Source organism: Brachybacterium sp. AOP43-C2-M15, assembly GCF_052446295.1.
Classification (GTDB): domain Bacteria; phylum Actinomycetota; class Actinomycetes; order Actinomycetales; family Dermabacteraceae; genus Brachybacterium.
In genome coordinates, this window is sequence record NZ_JBQSWB010000005.1 from 232,886 (window position 1) to 256,333 (window position 23,448).

The 23,448-nt window shown below is 73.4% G+C and carries 19 protein-coding genes; 17 read left to right on the forward strand and 2 right to left on the reverse strand.

Going from position 1 to position 23,448, the window contains the following annotated elements:
* Nucleotides 1-89 precede the first annotated feature (89 nt).
* Nucleotides 90-2,333 (reverse strand): HelD family protein, encoded by a 2,244-nt coding sequence (locus tag ACT3SP_RS07615; RefSeq protein ID WP_444586661.1) that lies wholly within the window; start codon nucleotides 2,331-2,333, stop codon nucleotides 90-92.
* 155 nt (nucleotides 2,334-2,488) lie between these two features.
* Here ACT3SP_RS07615 and ACT3SP_RS07620 point away from each other — a divergent pair, with 155 nt between their 5' ends.
* Both ACT3SP_RS07620 and ACT3SP_RS07625 read left to right on the forward strand, forming a co-directional pair.
* On the forward strand, nucleotides 2,489-3,463 hold the full coding sequence (locus ACT3SP_RS07620; RefSeq protein ID WP_444586662.1) for a proteasome assembly chaperone family protein: 975 nt from the start codon (nucleotides 2,489-2,491) through the stop codon (nucleotides 3,461-3,463).
* Between the two features lie 376 nt (nucleotides 3,464-3,839).
* Nucleotides 3,840-4,043: a cold-shock protein gene (locus tag ACT3SP_RS07625; protein WP_010551414.1), complete on the forward strand. Its 204-nt coding sequence runs from the start codon at nucleotides 3,840-3,842 to the stop codon at nucleotides 4,041-4,043.
* 140 nt (nucleotides 4,044-4,183) lie between these two features.
* Here ACT3SP_RS07625 and ACT3SP_RS07630 read toward each other — a convergent pair whose 3' ends face one another.
* Nucleotides 4,184-5,041 (reverse strand): spermidine synthase, encoded by an 858-nt coding sequence (locus ACT3SP_RS07630; protein ID WP_444586663.1) that lies wholly within the window; start codon nucleotides 5,039-5,041, stop codon nucleotides 4,184-4,186.
* Between the two features lie 212 nt (nucleotides 5,042-5,253).
* On the opposite strand from ACT3SP_RS07630, the gene ACT3SP_RS07635 reads away from it, so the two are divergent.
* The 15 genes from ACT3SP_RS07635 (at nucleotide 5,254) to ACT3SP_RS07705 (ending at nucleotide 23,423) form a co-directional block, all read left to right on the forward strand.
* On the forward strand, nucleotides 5,254-5,739 hold the full coding sequence (locus ACT3SP_RS07635; protein ID WP_444586664.1) for an SAV_6107 family HEPN domain-containing protein: 486 nt from the start codon (nucleotides 5,254-5,256) through the stop codon (nucleotides 5,737-5,739).
* Nucleotides 5,740-5,845: 106 nt separating this feature from the next.
* A complete protein-coding gene (gene dinB / locus ACT3SP_RS07640; protein ID WP_444586665.1) occupies nucleotides 5,846-7,147 on the forward strand; it encodes a DNA polymerase IV in 1,302 nt (433 codons plus the stop codon).
* A gap of 125 nt (nucleotides 7,148-7,272) precedes the next feature.
* Complete coding sequence (locus ACT3SP_RS07645) at nucleotides 7,273-7,686, forward strand: DUF3040 domain-containing protein (RefSeq protein ID WP_444586666.1); 414 nt, start codon at nucleotides 7,273-7,275, stop codon at nucleotides 7,684-7,686.
* 572 nt (nucleotides 7,687-8,258) lie between these two features.
* Complete coding sequence (gene mraZ, locus ACT3SP_RS07650) at nucleotides 8,259-8,690, forward strand: division/cell wall cluster transcriptional repressor MraZ (protein WP_444586667.1); 432 nt, start codon at nucleotides 8,259-8,261, stop codon at nucleotides 8,688-8,690.
* Between the two features lie 195 nt (nucleotides 8,691-8,885).
* Entirely contained in the window at nucleotides 8,886-9,881 is a 996-nt protein-coding gene (gene rsmH / locus ACT3SP_RS07655; RefSeq protein ID WP_444586668.1) for a 16S rRNA (cytosine(1402)-N(4))-methyltransferase RsmH, read from the forward strand.
* A 1-nt stretch (nucleotide 9,882) separates the two neighbouring features.
* Nucleotides 9,883-10,401 carry a hypothetical protein gene (locus ACT3SP_RS07660; protein ID WP_444586669.1) on the forward strand — a complete coding sequence of 173 codons (519 nt, stop codon included), beginning with the start codon at nucleotides 9,883-9,885 and terminating at the stop codon, nucleotides 10,399-10,401.
* 2 nt (nucleotides 10,402-10,403) lie between these two features.
* Entirely contained in the window at nucleotides 10,404-12,257 is a 1,854-nt protein-coding gene (locus ACT3SP_RS07665; RefSeq protein WP_444586670.1) for a peptidoglycan D,D-transpeptidase FtsI family protein, read from the forward strand.
* A 10-nt stretch (nucleotides 12,258-12,267) separates the two neighbouring features.
* Entirely contained in the window at nucleotides 12,268-13,863 is a 1,596-nt protein-coding gene (locus ACT3SP_RS07670; protein ID WP_444586671.1) for a UDP-N-acetylmuramoyl-L-alanyl-D-glutamate--2,6-diaminopimelate ligase, read from the forward strand.
* Nucleotides 13,864-13,865: 2 nt separating this feature from the next.
* On the forward strand, nucleotides 13,866-15,338 hold the full coding sequence (locus ACT3SP_RS07675) for a UDP-N-acetylmuramoyl-tripeptide--D-alanyl-D-alanine ligase (RefSeq protein WP_444586672.1): 1,473 nt from the start codon (nucleotides 13,866-13,868) through the stop codon (nucleotides 15,336-15,338).
* Nucleotides 15,335-16,435: a phospho-N-acetylmuramoyl-pentapeptide-transferase gene (gene mraY / locus ACT3SP_RS07680; protein ID WP_444586673.1), complete on the forward strand. Its 1,101-nt coding sequence runs from the start codon at nucleotides 15,335-15,337 to the stop codon at nucleotides 16,433-16,435. The genes ACT3SP_RS07675 and mraY overlap by 4 nt, the downstream gene beginning before the upstream one ends.
* Nucleotides 16,432-18,042 carry a UDP-N-acetylmuramoyl-L-alanine--D-glutamate ligase gene (murD, locus tag ACT3SP_RS07685; protein WP_444586674.1) on the forward strand — a complete coding sequence of 537 codons (1,611 nt, stop codon included), beginning with the start codon at nucleotides 16,432-16,434 and terminating at the stop codon, nucleotides 18,040-18,042. Before mraY ends, murD begins: the two co-directional genes overlap by 4 nt.
* A complete protein-coding gene (ftsW, locus tag ACT3SP_RS07690) occupies nucleotides 18,039-19,526 on the forward strand; it encodes a putative lipid II flippase FtsW (protein WP_444586675.1) in 1,488 nt (495 codons plus the stop codon). The genes murD and ftsW overlap by 4 nt, the downstream gene beginning before the upstream one ends.
* Nucleotides 19,526-20,614 (forward strand): undecaprenyldiphospho-muramoylpentapeptide beta-N-acetylglucosaminyltransferase, encoded by a 1,089-nt coding sequence (murG, locus tag ACT3SP_RS07695; protein WP_444586676.1) that lies wholly within the window; start codon nucleotides 19,526-19,528, stop codon nucleotides 20,612-20,614. The genes ftsW and murG overlap by 1 nt, the downstream gene beginning before the upstream one ends.
* A 35-nt stretch (nucleotides 20,615-20,649) precedes the next feature.
* Nucleotides 20,650-22,209, forward strand: a complete 1,560-nt coding sequence (locus tag ACT3SP_RS07700) for a UDP-N-acetylmuramate--L-alanine ligase (protein ID WP_444586677.1) — start codon at nucleotides 20,650-20,652, stop codon at nucleotides 22,207-22,209.
* 476 nt (nucleotides 22,210-22,685) lie between these two features.
* Nucleotides 22,686-23,423 (forward strand): cell division protein FtsQ/DivIB, encoded by a 738-nt coding sequence (locus ACT3SP_RS07705; protein WP_444586678.1) that lies wholly within the window; start codon nucleotides 22,686-22,688, stop codon nucleotides 23,421-23,423.
* The last annotated feature ends 25 nt before the right edge of the window (nucleotides 23,424-23,448 follow it).

The window sequence follows — 23,448 nt, forward strand, 5'->3', positions numbered from 1 at the left end:
GGAGGGGAAGCCACGGCCGCCGATCCTCGTCCCGGGTCGTGCGGCGAGAGCCCCTGCTCCGTGCGGCGCGATGTGTGCCGACGGGCGCGTCACCCCGAGACGCCGGGCGGCAGCTCCCGGGCGTGGACGACCCCGAGGTGCTGGGTGGGGCGACTCATGGCGACGTAGAGATCGCCCGCCCCGTGGGCGTCGATCAGCTCCGCCGGCTCCACGATCACCACGGCGTCGAACTCGAGTCCTTTGGCGTCCTGGGCGGTCATGACCGCGATCTCGTCGTCCACGCCCGCAGAGCCCATCCCGACGGCGGGCAGCCCTTCCCGGACGCGCAGGGCGGCCGCGACGTCGCCGATCCGCTCCTCGGCGGCGATGACGGCGAGTCGTCCCAGCCGCTCCTCGTGGACCGCGGCCGTGGCCTCGGCGGCGCGTCGGGCGAGCTCCGGCTCCGGAGCGTGCTCGATGCGGGGATCGCGATCCCCCTCGCGCACGGAGCTGACGGGGGTCACGGGAAGGCGGTGCGCCTGGGCCATCGCCACCGCACGGTCCATGATCCTGCTCGGGGTCCGGTAGTTGACCGTGAGGTGCTCGACCTGCAGCCGGTCCTGGATGTAGGGGGCCAGGGCGGACGACCAGGAGTCGGTGCCTCCGGCCGAGGAGGTCTGGGCGACGTCGCCCACCACGGTGAAGGACTTGGTGGGGGCGCGACGCATGAGCGCCCGCCAGCTCATGGGGGAGTGCTCCTGCGCCTCGTCGACGACCACGTGGCCGTAGGTCCAGCTGCGTTCGGCGGAGGCGCGCTCGGCGAGCGTCCTGCCGTCCCGCACCTGGCTGACCTGGTCGGCCAGGTCCTCGGCGCGCACGATTCCCGAGGTGTCGATGTTCTCGATGACCTTCCTGGCGTACTCGACGTCGGACCGCCGCCGCTCGGCGTCGTCGCGCGCCCGTGCCTCTGCCGGAGCGGAGTCCTCACCGAGCAGCTCGGCGACCTCGTCCAGCAGCGGGACGTCCTCGACCGTCCATGGCGCGTCCTTGGGGCGCACCAGCAGATCGACCCGCTCCACGAGCGAGCGCGGCGCGGCGGCGCGCAGACGATCGGGACGCGAGAGCAGGATCCGCAGGAAGCCCTGGGGCGTGTAGGGCAGCCAGGCGAGGTTGAGGCGGCGCTTGACCTCGGGATCGTGACGGAGGTCGGCGAGCAGGTCGGGGCGGTCCTCGGGGACCACGGTGTGCCCGCGAGCGCGCAGGGCCTTCTCGTAGCTCTCCACCAGGCGCTCCATCGCAGCTCGCACGAAGACGGCCCGCGCCGCGTTATGCGGCTTGTGGGAGGCGCGCGCCTCTCGCCGCGCGGAGCGCACCGCCTCCCGGGTGAGGGTGATCGGCGTGCCGTCGATGCGCAGGCGGAGATCCTCCTCGGGGATGCGCTGACGCTGCTTCACGGCGCGCGAGATCAGCTCCGCCATCGCGATGTCGCCCTTGATCCGGGCCACCTCGTCCTCGTCGTGCCGGAACGTCTCCACCCCCGGGAACAGCTCTCCCGGGGTGAGCATCACGACCCCGGACTCGCCGAGGCTGGGCAGCACCCGCTCGATGTAGCGCAGGAAGCCGGTCGTCGGCGCCATGATCAGCACGCCGGTGTGCTCGAGACGGCGACGATGGGTGTAGAGGAGGTAGGCGGCCCGATGCAGCGCGACCGCGGTCTTCCCGGTCCCCGGCCCGCCCTGGACCACGAGCACGCCCCGGTTCTCCGCACGGATGATGCGGTCCTGCTCGGCCTGGATCGTCGCCACGATGTCACCCATACGGCCCGTGCGCCGTCCCGAGACCGCGGCGAGCAGCGCTCCCTCGCCCTGGAGGACGACGTCGTGCGCCCCATCGTCGAGCACGGACTGGTCCAGCACGTCGTCCTCGAGGCCGGTCACGGTGCGGCCGCGGTTGACGAGGTGCCGCCGCAGCCTCACCCCGTGACGCTGGGTGCTGGTGGCCTGGTAGAAGGCGGAGGCGGCGGGCGCGCGCCAATCCACCAGCAGCTGCTCCCGCTCGGGCGTGAACAGCCCGATCCGGCCGATGTAATGACGGGCGGCGTCGTCCATGTCCAGTCGGCCGAACACCACCGAGCGCGCGACCGAGCGCAGCAGCGCCAGGCGGTCCTCGTACAGCGCGAGGAACGAGTCCCGCTCGGAGCGGTTCTGGTGGGTCGACGCGTGCTGCGAGGCCTGGATCTGGTCGAGGTTCCCCTCGACCTGGGCGATCAGCTCGTCCAGCCGCTGGTAGAGCCGGTCGGCGTACGCCTGCTCGCGCGCGATCTCCCGGGCGATCTGTTCCTCAGCGTCCTCCACGGCCCCTGCCTCTCCGCCTGTTCGTCCACACACTGCGCCGACCTCCGGATGAACCCCTGGGCGGCGAAGCACAGTGGTCCATTATGGTGGACGGGCCTGGGTGCGCGTGCCATCAGGTCATCGATATCCGGACGGCCGCGAGGGAGGAGACCGCGATGCGCGATCCCCGTGATCTCTACCGGTTCGAGGCCACCGAGGTCCTCGAGGCGGTTCCGCGCACCGGGCTCACGCTCGTCCATGCGCTGCCAGGGATGGTCGATGCGGGCAATGCCTGCCGCATCGCCTCCACCTATCTGCGTGACGAGCTGAGGCACCTGCGCCTGGTCTCCTTCGAGACCGACGAGCTGATCGACTACCGCGGCGCCCGACCGCACGCGACCTTCGACGGCACCTCCTACGTCGAGGTGGAGATGCCGGAGCTGACGCTCTCGCTGATGTACGACGAGAAGGACCGCCCCTTCCTCTTCCTCGACGGGCCCGAGCCCGACCTGCAGTGGCGGCGGCTCGCCGAGGCGTTGACCGACCTGGTCGAGTACTTCGACGTCGAGCGGGTGGTCGGCATGCAGGCGGTCCCGATGGCGGTGCCCCACACCCGCCCCATCGGGCTGTTCGCCCATGCGAACGATCCCGCGCTCCTGGGCCGTCCGGGCGCGGCCCCCACCCCGGCACCGGGGACCGCGCCGGAGGACGACGAGGGCGGGACCGAGCTGATCATCCCCGCCGCCTTCAGCGCCTTCCTGGAGCACCGGCTGGGTCGGGCCGCGCATCCGGCGATGGGCTATGCGGCGCAGATCCCGCACTACCTGACGCGCACGGACTTCCCGGCCGGGGCGCTGGCACTGCTGCGGCGGGTCAGCGAGGCCGCCGATCTCGACCTCCCCCTCGTGCACCTCGGGGACCTCACCGATGCGGCGACGGTCGCCCTTCAGGGGACCCTCGCCCAGAACGGAGAGGTGCGGCAGATCGTCGGCGCGCTCGAGGAGCAGTACGACTCGCTGAGCGAGGGCGGGGACGCGACCTCGCTCGCGACCACGATGGACCTCCCCACGGCTGACGAGATCGGGGAGCACTTCGAGCGCTTCCTCGCCGATCACGACGGCGACTCCCCCGAGGAACCGCCCGGCCGGTGAGGCCCTCATCCCCTCCGGCGCCGCCGTCCGGCGGTGCGGCTCTCGGCGCGGACCGCGATGCGGCGTGGGTCCCGGGCGCCCGGTCGCGCTCGGACTCCCGATCGCGCCTGCTCCTGCGGCCGTTCGGGAGTCGGCCCAGCAAGTTCGTTATCTCTTCGTGACCGGCCCACGAGCAACTCCGTGTGAACCGGGCCACGATCGTGACAGAATGGCGGCGTTGCGGTGATGCAGGTCCAGCAGGACAGTCCGACGACGGTGCCTCGGCACAGCAGTACGGCACGCACCAATGCGCCACCCGCTCCGGCGGGGGACGGCTTCACGCGGCACCGCGGTCGCGTCGTGCGACCGATGATGGACGACACAGAAGGTGACAGGTATGGCACAGGGCTCGGTCAAGTGGTTCAACGCCGAAAAGGGCTACGGATTCATCGAGATCGACGGAGGCGGCGCAGACGTCTTCGTGCATCACAGCAAGATCGACATGGACGGCTACCGTGCGCTCGACGAAGGTCAGCGTGTGGAGTTCGAGGTCAGCCAGGGGGACAAGGGGCCGCAGGCCGAGCAGGTCCGCCCTCTCTGATCACGCAGATCCCGTGAACTCACGGACCGGGCAGGAGCATCGTGCTCCTGCCCGGTCCGTCGTTCTGCGAGGGGGGCGACCGCCCCGTCGGCGGGACGGCCGGAGGCGCCCCTCACACGGACCGGCACCGCGCCGGGGCGTCAGGTGCCGACGAGCACACGGCCGGCGCGGGCGAGGGCCTCGACCTGCGCCGACCGGGCCAGGCGCACGGAGACCGCATCGGAGCGCAGGTCACGATCGATCCCCTCCGGGAACGGCCGCTGGGAGGCCACGAGGACGCAGTTGCCCCGCCGCTTCCCCGACAGGTGCGCGGGCTCCGCGATGACGCCGACGTGCGCGAACACCGAGGCCAGGGTCGCGACCTCGTCGGCCATCAGTCCGGTGCCCGGCGGCGCCGCGCAGTTGGCCAGGTAGAGGCCGCCCTCCCGCAGCACGCGGTCGGCATGGCCGGCGGCTTCCGCGGTGATCAGCTCCGGCGGTGTCAGCGAGCCGGAGAAGACGTCCCGGACCAGCACGTCGAAGCGATCCTCGCGCCACGAGACGAGCGCGCTGAGCGCGTCGTCGGTGCGCAGACGGAGCTGCGGCGAGCGGGGGAGGTCGAACCAGTCGCGCACCTGCTCGGCGAGCAGTGCGTCGATCTCCACCACGATCTGCCGCGAGCGCGGATGGCGCGCTGCGACGGCGCGCGGCAGGGAGCACCCGCCACCTCCCAGATGAGCGATCTGAGGGGCCGCGGGGGAGGGGCCGCCCCCGGAGCCCGGGCGGTCGAGACCCTCCAGCTGCCGGTCGATCACCAGCAGCATCCATCGCATGTACTCGAAGACCAGGTGCTCGGGGTCGGGATGGAGGTGCGAGGAGGGCACCCCGTTGACGTCCAGCAGCACGGAGCCGTCGTTCTCCAGGGTCAGGCGGGCCGTGCCGGTGGACAGCGGGATCAGGGTGTCGAGCGGGCCGAGGTGCGCGAAGGCGGTGCGGCGCGCGCGGTCGCGGCGGGGCATCGCCCCACTCTAGGAGATCGACCACGGGAGATCGACGCGCCGCTCCTCCCCACAGCCCCTCCCCGCTGCGCGTCCCACGGATCCTCCCCACTGGCGCGGTGTCCACATCCGGGCGACGGGCCCTCCGCGTGTCACACCCCGCCTCTAGCGTTGCGGGCACCAGGACGGCGCAGGAGCCGAACCGCCCGTCGCACACCCGGAGGAGGAGCCCGATGACCCGCACGATGTCCCCTCACCGCGGAGGCCCGGCGCTCTCCGCCGATGCCCGCTCCCTGCGACTGCGCCTGGCCCGCCTGGACCAGGACCAGGCGGACCTCGAACGAGCCCGGGAGCTGCTGGGCCAGGGCCGCCGGCTCGCGGAGGTCGAGCCCCGGGAGGCGTTCGAGCTGGTGCACCGTGCGGCGCTGCGCGGAGCCGGAGTGCTGGTGGCCCGCGCCAATCGCGAGCGTCGTCGCGCTCTGCCGCTGAACGTGTGGACGGCTCTCGAGCGTCTGGGCGGGGAGGACGCCGAGCGGGCCGAGCGCCTGACCCCTCTGGTGTCCGAGAGGATGCGCCTGGACCGGGACGGCTCCGCCCGGCCGGACCCGGAGCTGCTGCAGCAGCACCTGGCGGACACCTCCGCGCATCTCGATGCGATCGCCGAGCGCCTGCTCGCCGACCTCCCCGCGCACCTCGCCGAGCTCGGCGAGGTCGACTGACCCCGTTCCGGCCCGGCCCCGTCGCGAGCGCCGCGGCGGAGCCTCGGTGGGGCGCCCGGCCGGTCCGGTGCCCGGCCGGTACAGTGCCCTGACGAGGGAGGTGCCGATGAGCGTGCGCGGTGGGGCGGGCCCGCCCGAGGAGGTCCCCGGGATCCTGCACCTGGACATGGACGCCTTCTTCGCCTCCGTGGAGGTGCGCGACGACCCGAGCCTGCGGGGGCTGCCCGTCGTGGTCGGGGGCGCCGGTGCGCGCGGTGTGGTCGCCGCGGCCAGCTATCCCGCCCGGACCCGCGGCATCCGCTCCGCGATGCCGATGGCGACCGCACGTCGCCTGGCCCCCGACCTCGTCATCGTGCCGCCCCGGATCGACCACTACCGCAGGATCTCCGCGCGGGTGATGGAGCTGCTCGGGACCGTCGTCGCCGACGTCGAGCAGATCAGCGTCGACGAGGCCTTCCTCGACGTCCGCGGAGCACGGCGGCTGTTCGGCGAGCCCGAGCAGATCGCCGATCTGCTGCGCACGAGGATCCGCGAGGAGCTCGCCCTGCCCAGCTCGGTGGGCGGCTCCGTCTCCCGCGCCGTGGCGAAGATCGCCTCCGCGCGGGCGAAGCCCGACGGGATGCTCATCGTCCCGGCCGCAGGGACCGCCGCGTTCCTCGCCCCGCTGCCGGTCTCCGTGATCTCCGGCATCGGCCCGAAGGCGCAGGCATCGCTCGAGCGGCTCGGCGTGCGCACGGTGGGGCAGCTGCGGGAGATCCCGCCCGCGACGCTCGCCCGCGCCCTCGGTCCGCGAGCCCCGGAGGTGCGGGCTCTGGCCGACGGCAGCGACCGCACCGGGCTGGGGCATCGCACCAGGGACCGGTCGCTGGGCACCGAGCGCACATGGGACGAGGATCTCACCGACGCCGAGGAGGTGCGCCGACGGATCACGATCATGGCCGATGACGTCGCGCGCCAGCTGCGTCGCGGGGAGCTGACCGCGCGCACCGTGGTCCTCAAGCTCCGCGCTCCCGACGGGACCACGATCACCCGCTCCTCGACCTTCGACCACCCCACCGCGAGCGGTGAGCGGCTGCGCGAGCACGTGGTCTCGCTCTGGGAGCGCGAGCGCGGCACGATGCGCCGGGTCCGCCTGGCCGGTGTGCGGGCGACCCATCTGGAGCCCTCGGCGGGGTCTCCCGTGCAGTCCGAGCTGAGCGCCCGACCGGCCGGCTGGCACGACCTGGAGGCCGCGATGGACCGTGCGGTCGATCGGTTCGGCAGTCGCAGCCTCGGCCGCGGTTCGACCCTGGAGGCGTCGGCCGACGAGGCCGGTCGTACGGCCCGCACGCCTGCGGATGACGGCTCCCGCCGCCTCGACGGCGATGCGTTCCGGGGCCCCGCGGAGGAACCGGGGACGACGAGGTGACCGGACGGTTCCCATAAACCGTGATGACGCTCTAAACTGGATGAACCGCCGACGGGGTTCACGGATCCCCGCTCGGCGCACGTGGCGCCGACCGGCGCGAGAGGACGGGGACAAGGAGCGGGACCATGCCGCTGTCTGAGCACGAGCAGAAGATGCTCGACGAGATGGAGCGTCAGCTCTTCGCTGACGATCCGCGCCTCGCACGGGCATTCGCACCCAAGACGACACCGCGCCGCAACGGGCGCCGCATCCTCATCGGGCTCGGTGCCGTGGTCGTGGGCCTCGGCGTGCTGGTCCTCGCCGTGAGCCTTCCCGCCGTCTGGCTCGGCGTGATCGCCTTCATCGGCATGCTCGCCGGTGCGGTCTACGCGATCACCGCCCCCGGGGGGACCTCCGAGGACACCGACTCCACCGACGACGGCGGCCGTGGCGGAGGCTCGGGACCGAGCGCGCCCCGCGGTGACGACGGCAGCGGCAGCTTCATGCGCAAGATGGAGGAGCGCTGGGAGAAGCGCGCCGGGGACGACCCGCGCCTCTGACCCTGGACCGCCGCCCCGCGGCCCGACCGCACTGACGACCTTCCACGCCCCGGCTCCTCGGAGCCGGGGCGTCGTCATGTCCGGAGCGCCGGGAAGGTTCCTCCGCCGTCCTCCCCGGGGTCCTGCGCATCGCTCCCCGGCACTCTCCCCGACGCTCCCCGACTCTCCCCGCGACGCTCGCTGAGGGTCCTCCGCGACGCTCGCCGAGGGTCCTCCACGACGCTCCCCGGGGATCCTCCCTTCCGCTCCCCGCCCGTGCTCGGCCGCCCTCCACCGCCCTCCCCGCGCTCGCGCCGGGGGAGTCGCGGCCCGTTGGCCTGCGCTTCCGCTGCCGTGACCCGGGGAGCGCCGGGAACGAGCGGCGCGGAGCCGGCGGCGTGAGGGCGTGCACGGCGCGCGTGACCAGAATTTCCCCCCACCTTCCTCCACCACTCTGACCTGCGCTTTTCGAGCGAATCTGGAGCTTCTCGGGGAATCTGAGCCTCGAAGTGGGGAGTAGTGGGGTAAAGTGGAGCGTGTTGGGAGGAGATGGAGTCCGGATCGCGAGTCGCGGCAGGTGAAGGAGGGCGTGGATGTTCCTCGGCACCTACACGCCCAAGCTCGACGAGAAGGGCCGCCTGATCTTCCCGGCGAAGTTCCGGGACGAGCTCGCCTCGGGGCTGGTCATGACTCGTGGACAGGAGCACTGCATCGCCGTGTACCCGCTCATGGAGTTCCGCGAGAAGCTCGAGGAGGCCCGCCGGGCGCCCACCACCGATCGGCGCACCCGCGACTACCTCCGCGTGCTGATGTCCGGCGCCGAGGACGTGATCCCCGACAAGCAGGGCCGCATCACCATCTCGAACCACCTGCGCACCTATGCGGGCCTGGATCGGGAATGCGCCGTCATCGGCGCGCTCGACCGCCTCGAGGTCTGGTCGCTCCCGGCCTGGGAGGCCTACCTCGAGCAGAAGGAGGAGGGCTTCGCGGAGACCTCCGAGGAGGTGATCCCGGGCCTGTTCTGAGCTCGACTCGAAGGACATCCGTCCTGTGAGACCTCTCGTCGTTCCCGCCCCGACGCAACTTCCCCGGTGGCGGGTCGGGAACGACGGGGAATCTGGCAGGACGGCACCGCGGAGGAACCGCGGAGTCGGGCAGGGCCGCAGGGCCCGGACCGCCGCACACACAGCACCACAGCACGAGCCCAGGGGAGGGGTGACATGGACCAGGACCACGACCAGAGACCTGCCGAGGACCGGCACGTCCCCGTCCTCCTCGACACCTCCGTCCAGCTGCTGCTCCCCGCCCTGCAGGAGCCGGGGTCGATCTACGTCGACGCCACTCTCGGCATGGGCGGTCACGCGGCCGCCGTCCTCGAGGCGGCTCCCCGGGCGCGACTGGTCGGCATCGATCGCGACCCCGAGGCCCTCGCCCTCGCTCGGCAGCGACTGGACCGCGCCGGCGTGGGGGAGCGGGCCACCCTGGTCCACTCCACCTACGACAGGATCCCCGAGGTGCTCGAGGACCTGGGTCTGCCCGGCGCCCATGCGGTGATGATGGACCTGGGGCTCTCGAGCTTCCAGATCGACACCGCGGATCGCGGGTTCTCCTACTCGGTCGACGCCCCGCTGGACATGCGGATGGACACGGCCTCGGACGGGCCCACCGCGGCGGACCTGCTGCGCGACCTGCCGGAGGCGGAGATCGCGCGGATCCTGCGCGACCTCGGCGACGAGCGCTTCGCCAAGCGGATCGCCCGCCGCATCGTCGAGCACCGACAGGGGGCGCCGCTGACCCGCAGCGGGGAGCTGGTCGAGCTGCTGGACCGGGCGATCCCCGCCGCGTCCAAGGCGAGCGGCGGCCACCCCGCCAAGCGCACCTTCCAGGCGCTGCGCATCGCCGTCAACGAGGAGCTCGAGATCCTCGCCTCGGCGATCGAGTCGGCGCTGGACAGCCTCCTGGTCGACGGACGCATCGTCGTGGAGTCCTACCACTCCGGTGAGGACCGACTGGTCAAGACGGCCTTCACGCGGCGCACCCGCTCCTCCGCCCCGCCCGGCCTCCCGGTCGAGCTGGAGGAGCACAAGCCCTCGTTCACCCCGCTCGTGCGCGGCGCCCTCCAGGCCGACGACACCGAGCGCGGCACCAACTCGCGCGCGGCCTCCGTCCGGCTGCGCGCACTGACCCGTACCCGACCCGCTGAGAGAGCACACTGAGATGGCCAGCACGTCAGCCGTTCATGCGCCCGCGATCCGTCCTGTTCGCGGGGCATCGAAGCACACCTCCTCGCGCCCCCGGCTCACCGTCGTCGCCGCGCCGAAGGCCGGCGGCAGCTCGATGCCGTTCACGCTGCTGTGCACCCTCATCGTCGCCGCGACCCTCGCCGCGCTGCTCTACCTGAACATCCAGATGTCCGACACGAGCTACGAGATCACCCGCCTGCAGGGGCAGTCCCAGCGGCTGACCGAGGAGCGCCAGGCGCTGGTCGAGACCAATGAGCGACTCGGCACGCCGCAGGAGCTCGAGCGCCAGGCGCGCGAGATCGGCATGGTCCCGGTGTCGGATCCGGCATACATCGACCTCGACACGGGCGAGATCATCGGCGAGACGTCACCGACGGCGCAGACTGAGGCCAATCCGGAGCTCGCGGAGGTGCCCGCAGAGGTCGCCGTGCCGCCGGCTCAGATCTACGACCAGCCCACGGCGTACCACGGCATGGGCAACGAAGGGGCCTGAGGATGACGTCACCGCGCAGGAACGGCAGGAAGACCACCGCCCGCTCCGCGGGTGGGACCCGCCGTCCCCGCTCCGCGACGGGGTCCGGTCGCGCCGGCGACGGCGGGACGCTGCACTCGCGCATCCCGCAGGCCCGCCTCGGGGATCCCTCCACCCGGCACCGCCTGCTCATCTGCCTGATCCTGATCGCCGTGCTCACGATCTCCGGGCGTCTGGTGTGGGTGCAGGGGCTGGACGCGAGCGCCCGCGCCGAGGAGGCGATCGCCCAGCGCACCGTCTCCCGCACGATCCCCGCCCTCCGCGGCGAGATCACCGACCGTGAGGGCACGGTCCTGGCCAGTTCCGTCGAGCGCTACGACCTCTGGGTCAACCAGACCCAGGTCGACGAGTACCGACAGGGCTCGACGACCGCCGAGTCCACCGGGGTCGAGGCCGCCGCGGCGGAGCTCGCCCCGGTCCTGGGATGGTCGGCCGCCAAGACGGAGGAGGCGCTCACCGGCGATGCCGGCTTCGCCTACCTGCGCAAGAACGTCGAGCCCGAGGTGCGCGACGCCGTGATCGCCCTGCGGATCCCCGGCATCGGCGCGGACCGCGTGGCCGATCGCATCTACCCGGCCGGCTCCGTCGGCGGGAACATCCTCGGCTTCGTCAGCTCCGACGGCAACGCCCTGGCCGGCACCGAGCTCTCCTTCGACGAGGAGCTGCGCGGCACCGACGGCAGGACCAGCTACGAGCGCGGCGCCCAGGGGCAGATCATCCCCACCGGGAAGCAGGAGACCACCCCCGCGGTCGACGGCAGCGACATCGTGCTCACGATCGACCGCGACCTGCAGTGGAAGGCCCAGCAGATCGTGGCCGGCGCCGTCGAGCAGCACGGTGCCACCGGCGGCAGCGCCGTCGCCTTCAACGCGAAGAGCGGGGAGGTCCTCGCCCTCGCCGAGTACCCCAGCTACGACCCCAACGACCCCGGCGCCGCCGAGGAGCAGGACCGCGGCAACCGCTCCATCTCCAACGTGTTCGAGCCCGGCTCGACCGGCAAGCTGTTCACGGTGGCCGCCGCCCTCGAGGAGGGCACCGTCACCCCCGAGACGGAGTACGAGGTCCCCCACGAGATGTGGTTCGACGGGGAGCGCATCAAGGACTCGCACGTCCATCCCGACCAGCAGCTCACCCTCGCCGGGGTGCTGAAGAACAGCTCCAACGTCGGCACCGTGCAGATCTCCGAGACCCTCACCCCCCAGGTCCGCTACGACTACCTCAAGGCCTTCGGGCTGGGGGAGAGGACCGGCGTGGAGCTGCCCGGCGAATCCGCCGGGATCGTGCACCCTGCCGAGGACTGGACCGGACGCACCCGGTTCACCACGTCCTTCGGGCAGGGCTACAGCGTCAACGCCCTCCAGATGGTCTCCGCCGTCGGCACCTTCGCCAACGACGGCGTGCGGGTCGAGCCCTCCCTGATCAAGGGCGTGCGTCAGGACGACGGCTCGGTGCGCCCCCTCGGCGAGCCCGAGAGCACCCGCGTGATCTCCAGCGGCACCGCCGAGACGATGCTGGCGCTGATGGACAACTCGGTCGAGGACGGGAACTCCGCCGCGAGCGTCACCGGCTACGCGGTCGCGGGCAAGACCGGCACCGCCCAGGTCGCCGACGGCACCTACACCGCCTCCTTCATCGGCTTCGCACCCGCGGACGATCCGGAGATCGTCATCGGCGTGTTCGTCTTCGGCCTGAACACCTTCATCTCCGGAGCCCGGGCGGCCGCCCCCGCCTTCTCCGAGCTGACCACCTTCACCCTGCAGAACCAGGGGATCCCGCCCACCGGCGCGGCGCCCCGCGAGCTCGAGAACGAATGGTGAGCGCGTCCTCATGAGCGAGCTTCTCGAGCCCGTCCCCGAACCGGCCCGCCCGCGTCGCCCCCTCGGCGCGGGCGCGGTCGCCCTCGCCCGCGCCCTCGGGGCCGAGGACCCCGGGACCGACGCGGTGCTGCACGGCGTCACCCTCGACTCCCGCTCCGTGGAGCCCGGGGACCTCTGGTGCGCGCTGCCCGGGGCGAATGCCCACGGCGCCGAGTTCGCCGCACAGGCCGCGGGCCTCGGGGCCGCGATGGCGCTCACCGATCCCGCGGGGCGGGAGCGGTGCGAGGCCGCAGGGCTCCCCGTCCTGGTCGTCCCCGATGCCCGCGCGGCCACGGCGACGGCCGCCGCCCTGGTCCAGGGCCGCCCCGCCGCGAAGCTCGCCACGATCGGCGTGACCGGGACCAACGGCAAGACCTCGATCACCACCGCCATCACCCGCACGCTGCACGCCCTCGGCGTGCCCGCGGGCGCGATCGGCACCTCGGGCACCAGCTACCGGGACGCGACGGGGGAGGACCACGCGATCGCCACCGTCCGCACCACCCCCGAGGCGCCGGAGCTGCACGGGCTGCTGGCCCGCATGGCCGAGGACGCCGTCGAGGTGGTCTCGATGGAGGTCTCCAGCCACGCGCTGGTGCTGCACCGGGCGGACGAGGTCGTCTACGACGTCGCCTGCTTCACCAACCTCAGCCAGGACCACCTCGACTTCCACGGCACCATGGAGGCCTATTACGAGGCGAAGCGCACCCTGTTCACACCCGCGCACGCGCGGGTCGGGGTGATCTGCGTGGACGACCCGTGGGGGCGGCGCCTGGCCCGGGAGGCGGAGATCCCGGTGACCACGTACACCACCCGCGAGGACGTCGAGGCGGACCATCGCGCGCGCGATCTCCGCCCGGAGGGCTACGGCACCGCCTTCGTCGTCGACGGACCCGAGGGGGAGCGCACCCTGCATGCGGCCCTGCCGGGTCGCCACTACGTCGCCAACACCCTCGCCTCCGAGCTGCTGCTGGCCGCGATCGGCCGTCGCGGCCCCGAGCTCACCCGCACTCTCGGCGAGGCGGGGACCGTCCCCGGTCGGATGGAGCCCGTCGCCGAGGAGCCGATCCTCGGCGTGGTCGACTACTCCCACACCCCCGATGCCCTCGAACAGGCGCTCACCACACTGCGCGCCGTGCCGCGGACCCGTCGGCTCCTGGTGGTCATGGGGGCCGGAGGCGACCGCGACCGCGGCAAGCGCCCGCACATGGGCGAGGTCGCCGCGCGCCTCGCGGACGTGGTGATCGTCACGGACGACAACCCCCGCACCGAGAACCCGGCCGCCATCCGCCGCGCCGTCCTCGACGGTGTGCCCGCGGACGCGAACGCGCAGGTCCACGAGGTGGACGGGCGCGGGGAGGCGATCGCGCTCGCCGTCCACCTGGCGGACGTGTCCGACACCATCCTCGTGGCGGGCAAAGGGGCCGAGACCGGACAGCAGATCGGCGGTATCGTCCAGCCGTTCGATGACCGCCTCCGGCTCCGGGATGCGCTGCGGGATCCACGCACGGCGCGCGGAGGCGCCGACACCGCCGACAACGCCGAGACCCGGCACGAAGGACGCTGAGCATGCTCCACACCACGGCACGCGAGATCGCCGCCCTCACCGGCGGTGCGCTCGTGGGAGGCGCGACCGGGGACGAGCTCGTCACCGGCACCGCACGCATCGACTCCCGCGAGGTCTCCGGCGGCGACCTGTTCGCCGCCTTCCTCGGCGAGAACGTCGACGGCCACGACTTCCTCGACGCGGCTCGACACTCCGGCGCCGCCCTCGCTCTGGTCAGCGAGGATCGTGGCGTCCCCGCGGTGCGGGTCGGCGACGTGCGCGAGGCGCTGTCGCAGCTCGCGGCCGCCCAGCTCGAGCGGGCACGCGAGGAGAACCCTGAGCTGGTGGTCCTCGCGGTCACCGGCAGCGCCGGGAAGACCGGCACCAAGGATCTGCTGGGCACGGTCCTGTCCGCCCAGGGCCCCACCATCGCCCCGGCCGGGAGCCTGAACAACGAGCTGGGCCTGCCGCTGACCGTGCTGCGACTCGACGCCGGCACCCGCTTCCTCGTCCTGGAGATGGGGGCGCGCGGCATCGGGCACATCGCCCAGCTCACCGCGATCGCCCGGCCCGACATCGCGCTCGTGCTCAACGTGGGCTCCGCCCACCTGGGCGAGTTCGGCGGGATCGAGGCGACCGCCCGGGCCAAGGGCGAGCTGGTCGAGGCCCTCGGCCCGAACGGTCGGGCGATCCTGAACGCCGAGGACCGTCTGGTCCTCGCGATGGCGTCCCGCTCCACCGCGCCGGTGGTCAGCTGGGGCTTCACCGTCGGCGACGTCCGCGGTGCCGACCTCGCCCTGGACGACCGGGCACGGGTGAGCTTCGATCTGGTGGTCCCCGAGGGGCTGACCACCCTGCACGGCGACGCCGTCGCCCCCGGCAGCTTCCCGGTCCGCCCCGATCTGCTCGGCGAGCACCAGGCCGCGAACGTGCTGGCGGCCCTGACCGCCGCCGTGTGCGCCGGTGCGGACCCCGCCACGGCGACGGGCGCCCTCGAGGGCGCCACCCTCGCCTCCGCCCAGCGGATGCAGGCGCTGCCGGCCGGCGGGGCGCTGATCATCGACGACGCCTACAACGCGAACCCCGATTCCATGCGCCAGGCGCTGAAGACTCTCGCGCACCTCGGCCGCACCCACCGCACCATCGCGGTGCTCGGCGAGATGCTCGAGCTGGGGGCCGACAGCACCCGCCTGCACGACGAGCTGGGCCGACTCGCGGTGCGCCTGAACATCGGACAGCTCTACGTGGTCGGCGACGGGGCCGCCCCGATCCACCACGGGGCGAGCCTCGAGGGCAGCTTCGGCGGGGAGTCCGAGTACCTCGACACCGTGGAGGAGGCGATCGCTGTGCTACAACGTACGGTGCGGCCCGGAGACGCGGTGCTGCTGAAGTCGTCCCGTGACGCGGGCCTGCGGCGCATCGCCGGCCCTCTCGTCGAGCACCTCGACCAGCGCGGCGGCCACGACGGGATGAGCGGGACGGGGGACCAGGAATGATCGCGATCATCATCTCGGGCGCGCTCGCGCTCGCGCTCTCGATCCTGGGCACCCCCCTGTTCATCAAGGTCCTCGAGCGCCGCGGCTACGGACAGTTCGTCCGCGACGACGGCCCGACCACGCATGCCACCAAGCGCGGCACCCCGACCATGGGCGGCGTCGCGATCATCCTCGCGGTGCTGGTGGCCTACTTCCTCACCCACCTGGTGCTGTGGAGCTCGCCCAGCGTGTCGGTGCTGCTGGTGCTGTTCCTGACCGTCGGCCTCGGCGTGGTCGGATTCCTCGACGACTACCTCAAGATCTCCCAGCAGGACAGCACCGGCCTGCGCCCCCGGTACAAGCTCGTCGGCCAGTTCGTGGTCGCGACAGCCTTCGCGGTCATGGCCCTGCTGTTCCCCGACGAGAACGGCAACAGCCCGGCCTCGACGCACATCTCCTTCGTGCGCGACATCCCCTGGCTGGACCTGGCCTTCCTGGGCACCGTCGTCGGCTTCCTGCTGTTCGCGATCTGGGCGAACTTCCTGGTCGCCGCGTGGTCCAACGGCGTGAACCTGACCGACGGCCTCGACGGCCTGGCCAGCGGCGCGACCATCATCTTCACCGCCGCGTACCTCATCATCAGCTTCTGGCAGTGGCGGCAGGTGTGCAATGTCGACCTCGGCGCCGGGGGAGTGGTGCACTGCTACGACGCCCGAGACCCCCTGGACACGGCCGTGCTGTGCGCGGCGATCATCGGCGCCTGCGTCGGATTCCTGTGGTGGAACACCTCGCCGGCCAAGATCTTCATGGGTGACACCGGCTCGCTCGCCCTCGGCGGCGCGATCGCGGGGCTGACCATCGTCTCCCGCACCGAGATCCTCGGCGCGATCATCGGCGGCCTGTTCGTGATCATCTCGCTGTCCGTCATCATCCAGGTCACGAGCTTCAAGCTCACCGGCAAGCGGGTGTTCCGGATGGCGCCGCTCCAGCACCACTTCGAGCTCAAGGGGTGGAACGAGGTCACGATCGTGGTCCGCTTCTGGATCGTCGCCGGCATCCTCGCGGGCGTCGGCCTCGGCGCCTTCTACCTCGACGCCCTGCCGAGGCTCACCTCATGACCGCCCCGCAGGACCCGATCGCGCGCCGCGCCGGCGGCGGGCGCCGGGCGGGGGACGATCGCCGCGCCGGTGACGAGCAGGACTCCGGCCTCGAACAGCACTCGGGTGTCGAGCAGCGGCCGGGTGTCGAGGAGCGCTCCTGGCCCGGTCTCGACGTGAGCGGGCTGCGGATCCTGGTGGCCGGCTTCGGCATCTCGGGCTACGCGGTCGCGGACCAGACCATGCAGCGCGGCGCCCGGGTCCTCGTGGTCGACGGCTCCGAGACCCCCGAGCTGCTCGAGCGCGCCCGGGTCCTCGAGGTGCTCGGGGTCGAGGTCCGCCTCGGCGCGGAGCACACCCGCTCCCTGCCCTCGGACCGCGAGGTCGACCTCGTGGTCACCTCCCCGGGCTGGCGCCCCGACCAGCCGCTGCTGGCGGCCGCGGCCGCGGCCGGGATCCCGGTGTGGAGCGAGATCGAGCTCGCGCGCCGGATGCAGGCCGCCGACGGCCCCGCCTGGCTCGGCATCACCGGCACCAACGGGAAGACCACCACGGTCACCATGCTCGAGTCGATCCTGCAGCATGCGGGCCTGCGCGCCGTCGCCTGCGGGAATGTGGGCCTGCCGGTGATCGAGGCGGCCCTGGACCCCGAGGGCTTCGACGTGCTCGCGATCGAGCTCTCCAGCTTCCAGCTCCACTGGACCCAGCACCTGGACTGCGAGGCGGCGGCGGTCCTGAACGTCAGCGCCGACCACCTGGACTGGCATGGCGGCACCGAGGCGTACGCCCGCGCCAAGGGGCGCATCTACCAGGGCGTGCGCACCGCGTGCGTCTACAACGTGGCCGATCCCGCGACCCTCGCCCTGGTCGAGGAGGCCGACGTGGTCGAGGGTGCCCGGGCCGTCGGCATCGGCCTGGGGACCCCCGGTCTCTCCGAGCTCGGGCTGATCGACGACCTGCTCGTGGACCGTGCCTTCCTCGACGAGCGGCGCACCGCGGCCGCAGAGCTCGCGACCCTCTCGGACCTCGCCCACCTGGGCCCGCAGGGCGCCGGCCCCCACGTCCTGATCGACGCCCTGGCCGCCGCCGCGCTCGCGCGCGCTCACGGGGTCGAGCCCCGGGCGGTGCGCGACGGACTGCGTGCCTACCGGATGGGCAGCCATCGTGCCCAGCATCTCGCGACCGTCGACGGCATCGGCTTCGTCGACGACACCAAGGCCACCAACCCTGCCGCCGCGGCCGCGTCCCTGTGCGCCGCCGAGCGCGTGGTCTGGATCGCCGGCGGCGACACCAAGGGCGCGGACCTCGACCCGCTGATCTCCGTGGCCCGCGAACGGCTGGTCGGCGTGGTGCTCCTGGGCCGCGATGCCGCCCCGTTCACCGAGGCGCTGACGCGACACGCGCCCGAGGTCCCCGTCCGCCGCATCGATCCGGGCGACACTGACGACGTCGCCGGACGCACCCGGCTGATGGAGGACGCGGTCCGTGCCGCCCGCTCCCTCGCCTCGGCGGGGGACGTCGTGCTGCTGGCTCCCGCGGCCGCCTCCATCGACCAGTTCCGTGACTACGCGGAACGGGGGGATCTGTTCGCGGCGGCCGTGACCCGACTGCCAGGAGAGCGCGCATGACGATCGAGGACACCCGGCGGGGGTCCCGTGCGGACGCCCGGCGGTCCGCAGGCGTCGTGCGACCCGATGAGGACCAGCCGCTGGGCAACATCGGCGGCCGGGTCCGCGAGGGCGTGGGCGGCTGGCTGAAGTCCCCGGCGCTCGACTTCTACGGACTCATCGTCATCGGCACCCTGATGATCGGCGTGGGCCTGGTCATGGTGCTGTCCTCGAGCTCGGTGGGGAACATCTCCCGCGGCGCCTCGGGGTTCGCCGGCCTGATCCGGCAGGGCACCTTCGCGGGGATGGGCCTGGTGGCCCTGGTGGCCGCCGCGCTGCTCCGCCCCGGGTTCTACCGGCGGGCCGCCTGGCCCCTGCTCGGGCTCGGACTCGCGCTGCAGTGCCTGGTCTTCGTGCCCGGACTGGGGTGGGCGGTCGACGGCAACCAGAACTGGATCCGCATCGGCGGCCAGACCCTCCAGCCCTCCGAGTTCCTGAAGCTCGCGCTCGCGGTCTGGTTGGGAGCGCTCCTGGCCACGAAGCGCCCGCTGCTGCACCGTCCCTTCCACCTCCTCGTGCCGATGGTCCCCGGCGTGGTGCTGGCGCTCGGTCTCGTCATGCTCGGCCGCGACCTCGGCACGATGCTCATCATGGCGATGCTCGTCGCCGGTGCGGTGTGGGTGGCCGGCATCCCGCGGCGCTGGTTCCTCGCCGCCGGCGCCGTCGGACTGGTCGGGATCGCCGTCCTCACCGTCACCAGCGCCAACCGCATGGCGCGCATCACCAACTGGCTCCACGGGATCTGCGAGGGCGACTCCTGCTACCAGTCGGACCAGGGACTGATGGGCCTCGCCGAGGGCGGCTGGTGGGGTGTGGGTCTGGGCCAGTCCCGTCAGAAGTGGGGCCGCCTTCCCGCCGCGGAGGACGACTACATCTTCGCGATCATCGGCGAGGAGCTGGGACTGATCGGCACGCTCGGCGTGCTGCTGCTGTTCACCGTTCTCGCTCTGCTCATGTTCCGCATGATCACCCGCCTCGACGACCACTTCATGCAGATCACCGTCGCAGGGATCAGCGCCTGGCTGCTGGGCCAGGCCTTCGTGAACATGATGGTGGTCACCGGGCTGCTGCCGGTCATCGGCGTCCCGCTGCCGTTCATCTCCTCGGGCGGGTCCGCCCTGCTCGCCTCGATGGCGGCGCTCGGGGTGCTGATCTCCTTCGCCCGCCGCGAGCCCGGCGCCGCCGAGGCGATCGGAGCCCGCGTGACCTCGGTGCGCCGCTCGATCAGCGTGCTGCCCGCCCGGCGCGAGAAGACGGCCGCCCCCGCGGCGAGCGGCCGCGGCGCGACGCGGTCAGGTGCCGCGAAGGCGAAGAGCCCGACCTCGAAGGGCCCGACCTCGAAGGGCCCGACCTCGAAGCGCTCGACCCCGAAGCGCTCGGCCTCGTCCTCCTCCCGCACGCGGCGCTCCGGCCGCGGCTCCGCCCCCTCCTCCCGAAGGTCCTGATGTCCACCACCGCACCGCGCATCCTCCTGGCCGGGGGCGGCAGCGCCGGGCACGTCTCGCCGCTGCTGGCCACCGCCGCTCAGATCTCCCGCCGCAGCCCCGAGGCGGAGGTCCTCGTGCTCGGGACGCAGGCGGGTCTCGAGGCGGATCTCGTGCCCGCCGCCGGGTACGAGCTGCTCACCATCGACAAGGTGCCCTTCCCGCGCCGCCCGGACCTCACGGCGCTGCGCTTCCCGGGCCGCTTCGGCGCCACCCTGCGCCAGGTCCGCTCCGTCCTGCGCGAGCGCGAGATCGACGTCGTCGCCGGGTTCGGCGGCTACGTCTGCCCTCCCGCGTACCTCGCCGCCGCCTCGCTGCGCCGCCCTCTGGTGGTCCATGAGGCGAACCGCCGGCCGGGCCTGGCCAACCGTCTCGGCGCCCGCCGCGCCGCCGCCGTGCTCACCGCCTTCGACGGCTCCACCCTGCCCGGTGCGCGCCGCATCGGGATGCCCATGCGCGAGGCGGTGGCGCACCTGGACCGCGCCGTCCGCCGGGAGGAGGCCGTGCGCCGCCACGGACTGGACCCTTCACGCCCGGTGCTCCTGGCCACGGGCGGGTCCCTGGGCGCCCAGCGGCTCAATGCCGCGGTCGCGGAGGCCGCCGAGAGCATCGTCGCCGCCGGTGCCCAGATCCTCCATGTCACCGGGCGCGGCAAGGCCGAGGGGATCCGGGAGCGCGAGGGGTACCGGGTGGTGGAGTACGTCACCGCGATGGAGGACGCCTACGCGGCCGCCGATCTGGCCCTGACCCGTTCCGGTGCCGGGACCGTCTGCGAGCTCACCGCCGTGGGACTGCCCGCCGTGCTGGTGCCGCTGCCGATCGGCAACGGCGAGCAGGCGCTGAACGGTCAGGAGGTCGTCGCCGCGGGCGGCGCGCTGATGGTCCCCGACGCGGAGCTCGACGCCGGCCGGCTGCGCGAGGAGGTGCTGCCGCTGCTCCAGGACGAGGAGCGGCTGCGGGCGATGGCCGACGCCTCGCGCGCCTTCGGCATCAGCGACGCCGCCGAGGTGATGGCGGACGTCGTGACCGGCGTCGCACGCCGAGCCTGACCCGGTGATCCGTCCCGGCGGACTACGGTGACCTCATGACTTCGGCCCCCCAGAACGCTCCCGCCCCGCCGGTGACGGTGCGCACGATCCTGCGCGCCGGCGAGGTCGTCACCAGGCCCGACTGGCCCCGGGACGCGGTGGTCCGCTCGGTGCACGTGGTGCGGATCGGCGGGGCGGGGATGAGCGCCGTGGCCCGCCTCGCGCTCGAGGCCGGCCTCGCCGTGAGCGGTTCGGACTCGCAGGACGGTCAGTTCATCGCCCCGCTGCGCGAGTCCGGGGCCCGCATCGGCATCGGCTTCGACGCCGCCCTCCTCGCGGAGGACCTCGACCTGGTGATCGTCTCCACGGCGGTCCGCGCGGACAACCCCGAGGTGCGCGCGGCTCGCGAGCGCGGGATCCCCGTCATCCATCGCGCCGCGGCCCTGGCCGGGCTGCTCGCGGACCGCGAGCTGGTGGCCGTCGCGGGCACCCACGGCAAGACCACCACCACCGGGATGGCGGTCACGGCGCTCCGCGGCGCGGGACTCGACCCGGCCTGGGCCCTCGGCGCCGCGGTCCCCGACCTGGGACGCAACGCCGGGCTGGCCGCGGTGCCCCCGGTCGCGGAGCCGGCGACCGGGACCTCGCGGACTCCCGGTTCCGCGGGAGCGGCGCCGGGGCTCGCGGTGGTCGAGGCCGACGAGTCCGACGGCTCCTTCCTCGCCTTCGCCCCCCGCGCGCTCGTGGTCACCAATCTCGAGCCCGACCATCTCGACTTCCACGGCGACGAGTCCACGCTCATCGCCGCCTTCGACGCCCTCACCGGACACATCCCCGAGGGCGGGACCCTCGTGGTGTGCGCCGACGACCCCGGTGCCCGCGCCCTCGGCGACCGGGCCGCCGATCGCGGCACCGCCGTGATCCGCTACGGCACCGACGAGGACGCCCAGTGGTCGCTGCGCGAGGAGCGCAGCGGCACCCGCGGCGCCGAGATCGAGGTGGACACCCCGCAGGGGCCGCTCACCGTCGAGCTGTCCGTGACCGGCCACCACAACGTGCTCAATGCCCTGGGCGCGCTCGCCGCGACCGCGGCCGCCGTGCCCGCGGCGGCCCCTCGGGACCTCGCCGCCGGGCTGTCCGTCTTCACCGGGGCCTCGCGCCGCTTCGACGTCGCCGGCGTCGCCGGGGGAGTGACCGTGGTGGACGACTACGCCCACCATCCCCGCGAGGTCGCCGCGACCATCGCCGCAGCCCGCGGCATCGTCGCCGCGCAGCCGGATCCGGGACGCGTGCTGGTTCTCTTCCAGCCGCACCTGTTCTCCCGCACCCGCGATTTCGCGGTCGACTTCGCCGCCGCCCTCTCCGCCGCGGACCGGGCCTGGGTGCTGCCCGTCTACGCCGCCCGCGAGGACCCCGACCCCACGGTGGACGCGCGCACCATCACGGACCTCGCGGCCGGGACGGTCACGCCCCTCGAGGACGAGGCGTCCTCGGCCGCGGCCGTCGCCGAGGTCGCCCGTCCCGGTGACCTCCTGCTCATGCTCGGCGCGGGGGACGTCGTCGACCTCACCCCCGGTGTGATGACCCGCCTCGAAGCCCTCCGAGGCTGCGCCTGATGCCTCGCCGTCCCAGCGCTCCCCGGCCGCGGACGGGCGGACGGCCGTCCGCTCCCGCCGCGCCCGCGCGCCCCCTGAGCCCGTCGGAGACGGCCGATGCCGCGTCTCCGCAGCACATCGCTCAGGAGCACCCCGGTCAGGAGCACGCCGGTCAGGCGAGCGCCGAGCCGCGCACGAGCGATCAGCGGGGCACCGCCCGCGACTCGCGCCGCGGCCTCGCCCCCTCGGCGAGCCCCGCGCGATCGGCCCCATCGGCACGGTCGGCCCCGTCAGCCCGGTCTGCCTCGTCGGCCCGGTCGGCACCGTCCGCCCCGTCGGCGCGCTCGGCCCCGTCCGCCTCGGCGTCGGCGTCCGCCGGATCCGCCTCCGCGCCCTCCCCGGATCCGCGCCGGAGCTCGCGCGCCGTCGGCCGCCCCCGTCCCACCGCGGACCCGTCGCCCTCGACCGACGACGCCGAGGGGACCGGCGGCGGCCGTGTGGTCCAGGCCGCCGGGCGCTTCCGCGAGATGGTGGTCGGCCGACCCTGGCGCCGGCGTCGGCGCGCGATCCTCGCCGGCGCCGCCGCCACGGTGCTGGTGCTCGTCGCGGCGCTGGTCACCGCGATCTTCCTGCCTGCCCTGCAGGTCGAGCAGGTCGCCGTGGAGGGCACCGGGTACGTCCAGGAGGAGGACGTCCGCGCGGCCGTCGACCCGCACCTGGGTCGCAGCATCCTGCTGCTGCCCGAGGGTGCGATCTCCGCAGGCGTCGCCGAGGTGCCCGGGATCGCGGCGGTCGAGGTCGAGCGCGACTGGCCGGACGGCGTGCGGGTCACCGTGACGGAGTCCGAACCGGTCGGTCTGCTCACCCGCACCGACGGCAGCACCGCCGTGGTCGACGCCGAGGGCGAGGAGCTGCCCGGCGCCGCGGGGGAGGGGGCGGAGCTGGTCCCCCTCACCGTCGACCCCGCTGCCGCGGACCCCGACGGGGCCGCGATCGCGATGAGCCGGGTGCTCGCAGGGATGCCCGAGCCCCTGCGGGGCGCGGTGCAGGAGGTCACCGCCTCCAGCGCGAGCGACGTCACCGTGGTGCTCGCTCTCGAGGACGGCGGCAGCAAGACCGTCGTCTGGGGCGACGCGCACGATGCGGAGCTCAAGGCCGAGGTGGTCGAGGCGCTGCTGGACTCGCCCGGCACCGTCATCGACGTCTCCTCCCCGGTCGCGCCCGTCACGCGCTGAGCCCGCCGGGCCCCGCCCATCCCGC

Coding starts and splice junctions, on each gene's coding strand:
- murG (WP_444586676.1), top strand. CDS start 19,526: ATGTCCACCACCGCACCGCGCATCCTCCTGGCCGGGGGCGGCAGCGCC.
- ACT3SP_RS07645 (WP_444586666.1), top strand. CDS start 7,273: ATGCCGCTGTCTGAGCACGAGCAGAAGATGCTCGACGAGATGGAGCGT.
- ACT3SP_RS07700 (WP_444586677.1), top strand. CDS start 20,650: ATGACTTCGGCCCCCCAGAACGCTCCCGCCCCGCCGGTGACGGTGCGC.
- mraY (WP_444586673.1), top strand. CDS start 15,335: ATGATCGCGATCATCATCTCGGGCGCGCTCGCGCTCGCGCTCTCGATC.
- ftsW (WP_444586675.1), top strand. CDS start 18,039: ATGACGATCGAGGACACCCGGCGGGGGTCCCGTGCGGACGCCCGGCGG.
- mraZ (WP_444586667.1), top strand. CDS start 8,259: ATGTTCCTCGGCACCTACACGCCCAAGCTCGACGAGAAGGGCCGCCTG.
- ACT3SP_RS07665 (WP_444586670.1), top strand. CDS start 10,404: ATGACGTCACCGCGCAGGAACGGCAGGAAGACCACCGCCCGCTCCGCG.
- murD (WP_444586674.1), top strand. CDS start 16,432: ATGACCGCCCCGCAGGACCCGATCGCGCGCCGCGCCGGCGGCGGGCGC.
- ACT3SP_RS07675 (WP_444586672.1), top strand. CDS start 13,866: ATGCTCCACACCACGGCACGCGAGATCGCCGCCCTCACCGGCGGTGCG.
- dinB (WP_444586665.1), top strand. CDS start 5,846: ATGAGCGTGCGCGGTGGGGCGGGCCCGCCCGAGGAGGTCCCCGGGATC.
- ACT3SP_RS07660 (WP_444586669.1), top strand. CDS start 9,883: ATGGCCAGCACGTCAGCCGTTCATGCGCCCGCGATCCGTCCTGTTCGC.
- rsmH (WP_444586668.1), top strand. CDS start 8,886: ATGGACCAGGACCACGACCAGAGACCTGCCGAGGACCGGCACGTCCCC.
- ACT3SP_RS07630 (WP_444586663.1), bottom strand. CDS start 5,041: ATGCCCCGCCGCGACCGCGCGCGCCGCACCGCCTTCGCGCACCTCGGC.
- ACT3SP_RS07670 (WP_444586671.1), top strand. CDS start 12,268: ATGAGCGAGCTTCTCGAGCCCGTCCCCGAACCGGCCCGCCCGCGTCGC.
- ACT3SP_RS07635 (WP_444586664.1), top strand. CDS start 5,254: ATGACCCGCACGATGTCCCCTCACCGCGGAGGCCCGGCGCTCTCCGCC.
- ACT3SP_RS07620 (WP_444586662.1), top strand. CDS start 2,489: ATGCGCGATCCCCGTGATCTCTACCGGTTCGAGGCCACCGAGGTCCTC.
- ACT3SP_RS07625 (WP_010551414.1), top strand. CDS start 3,840: ATGGCACAGGGCTCGGTCAAGTGGTTCAACGCCGAAAAGGGCTACGGA.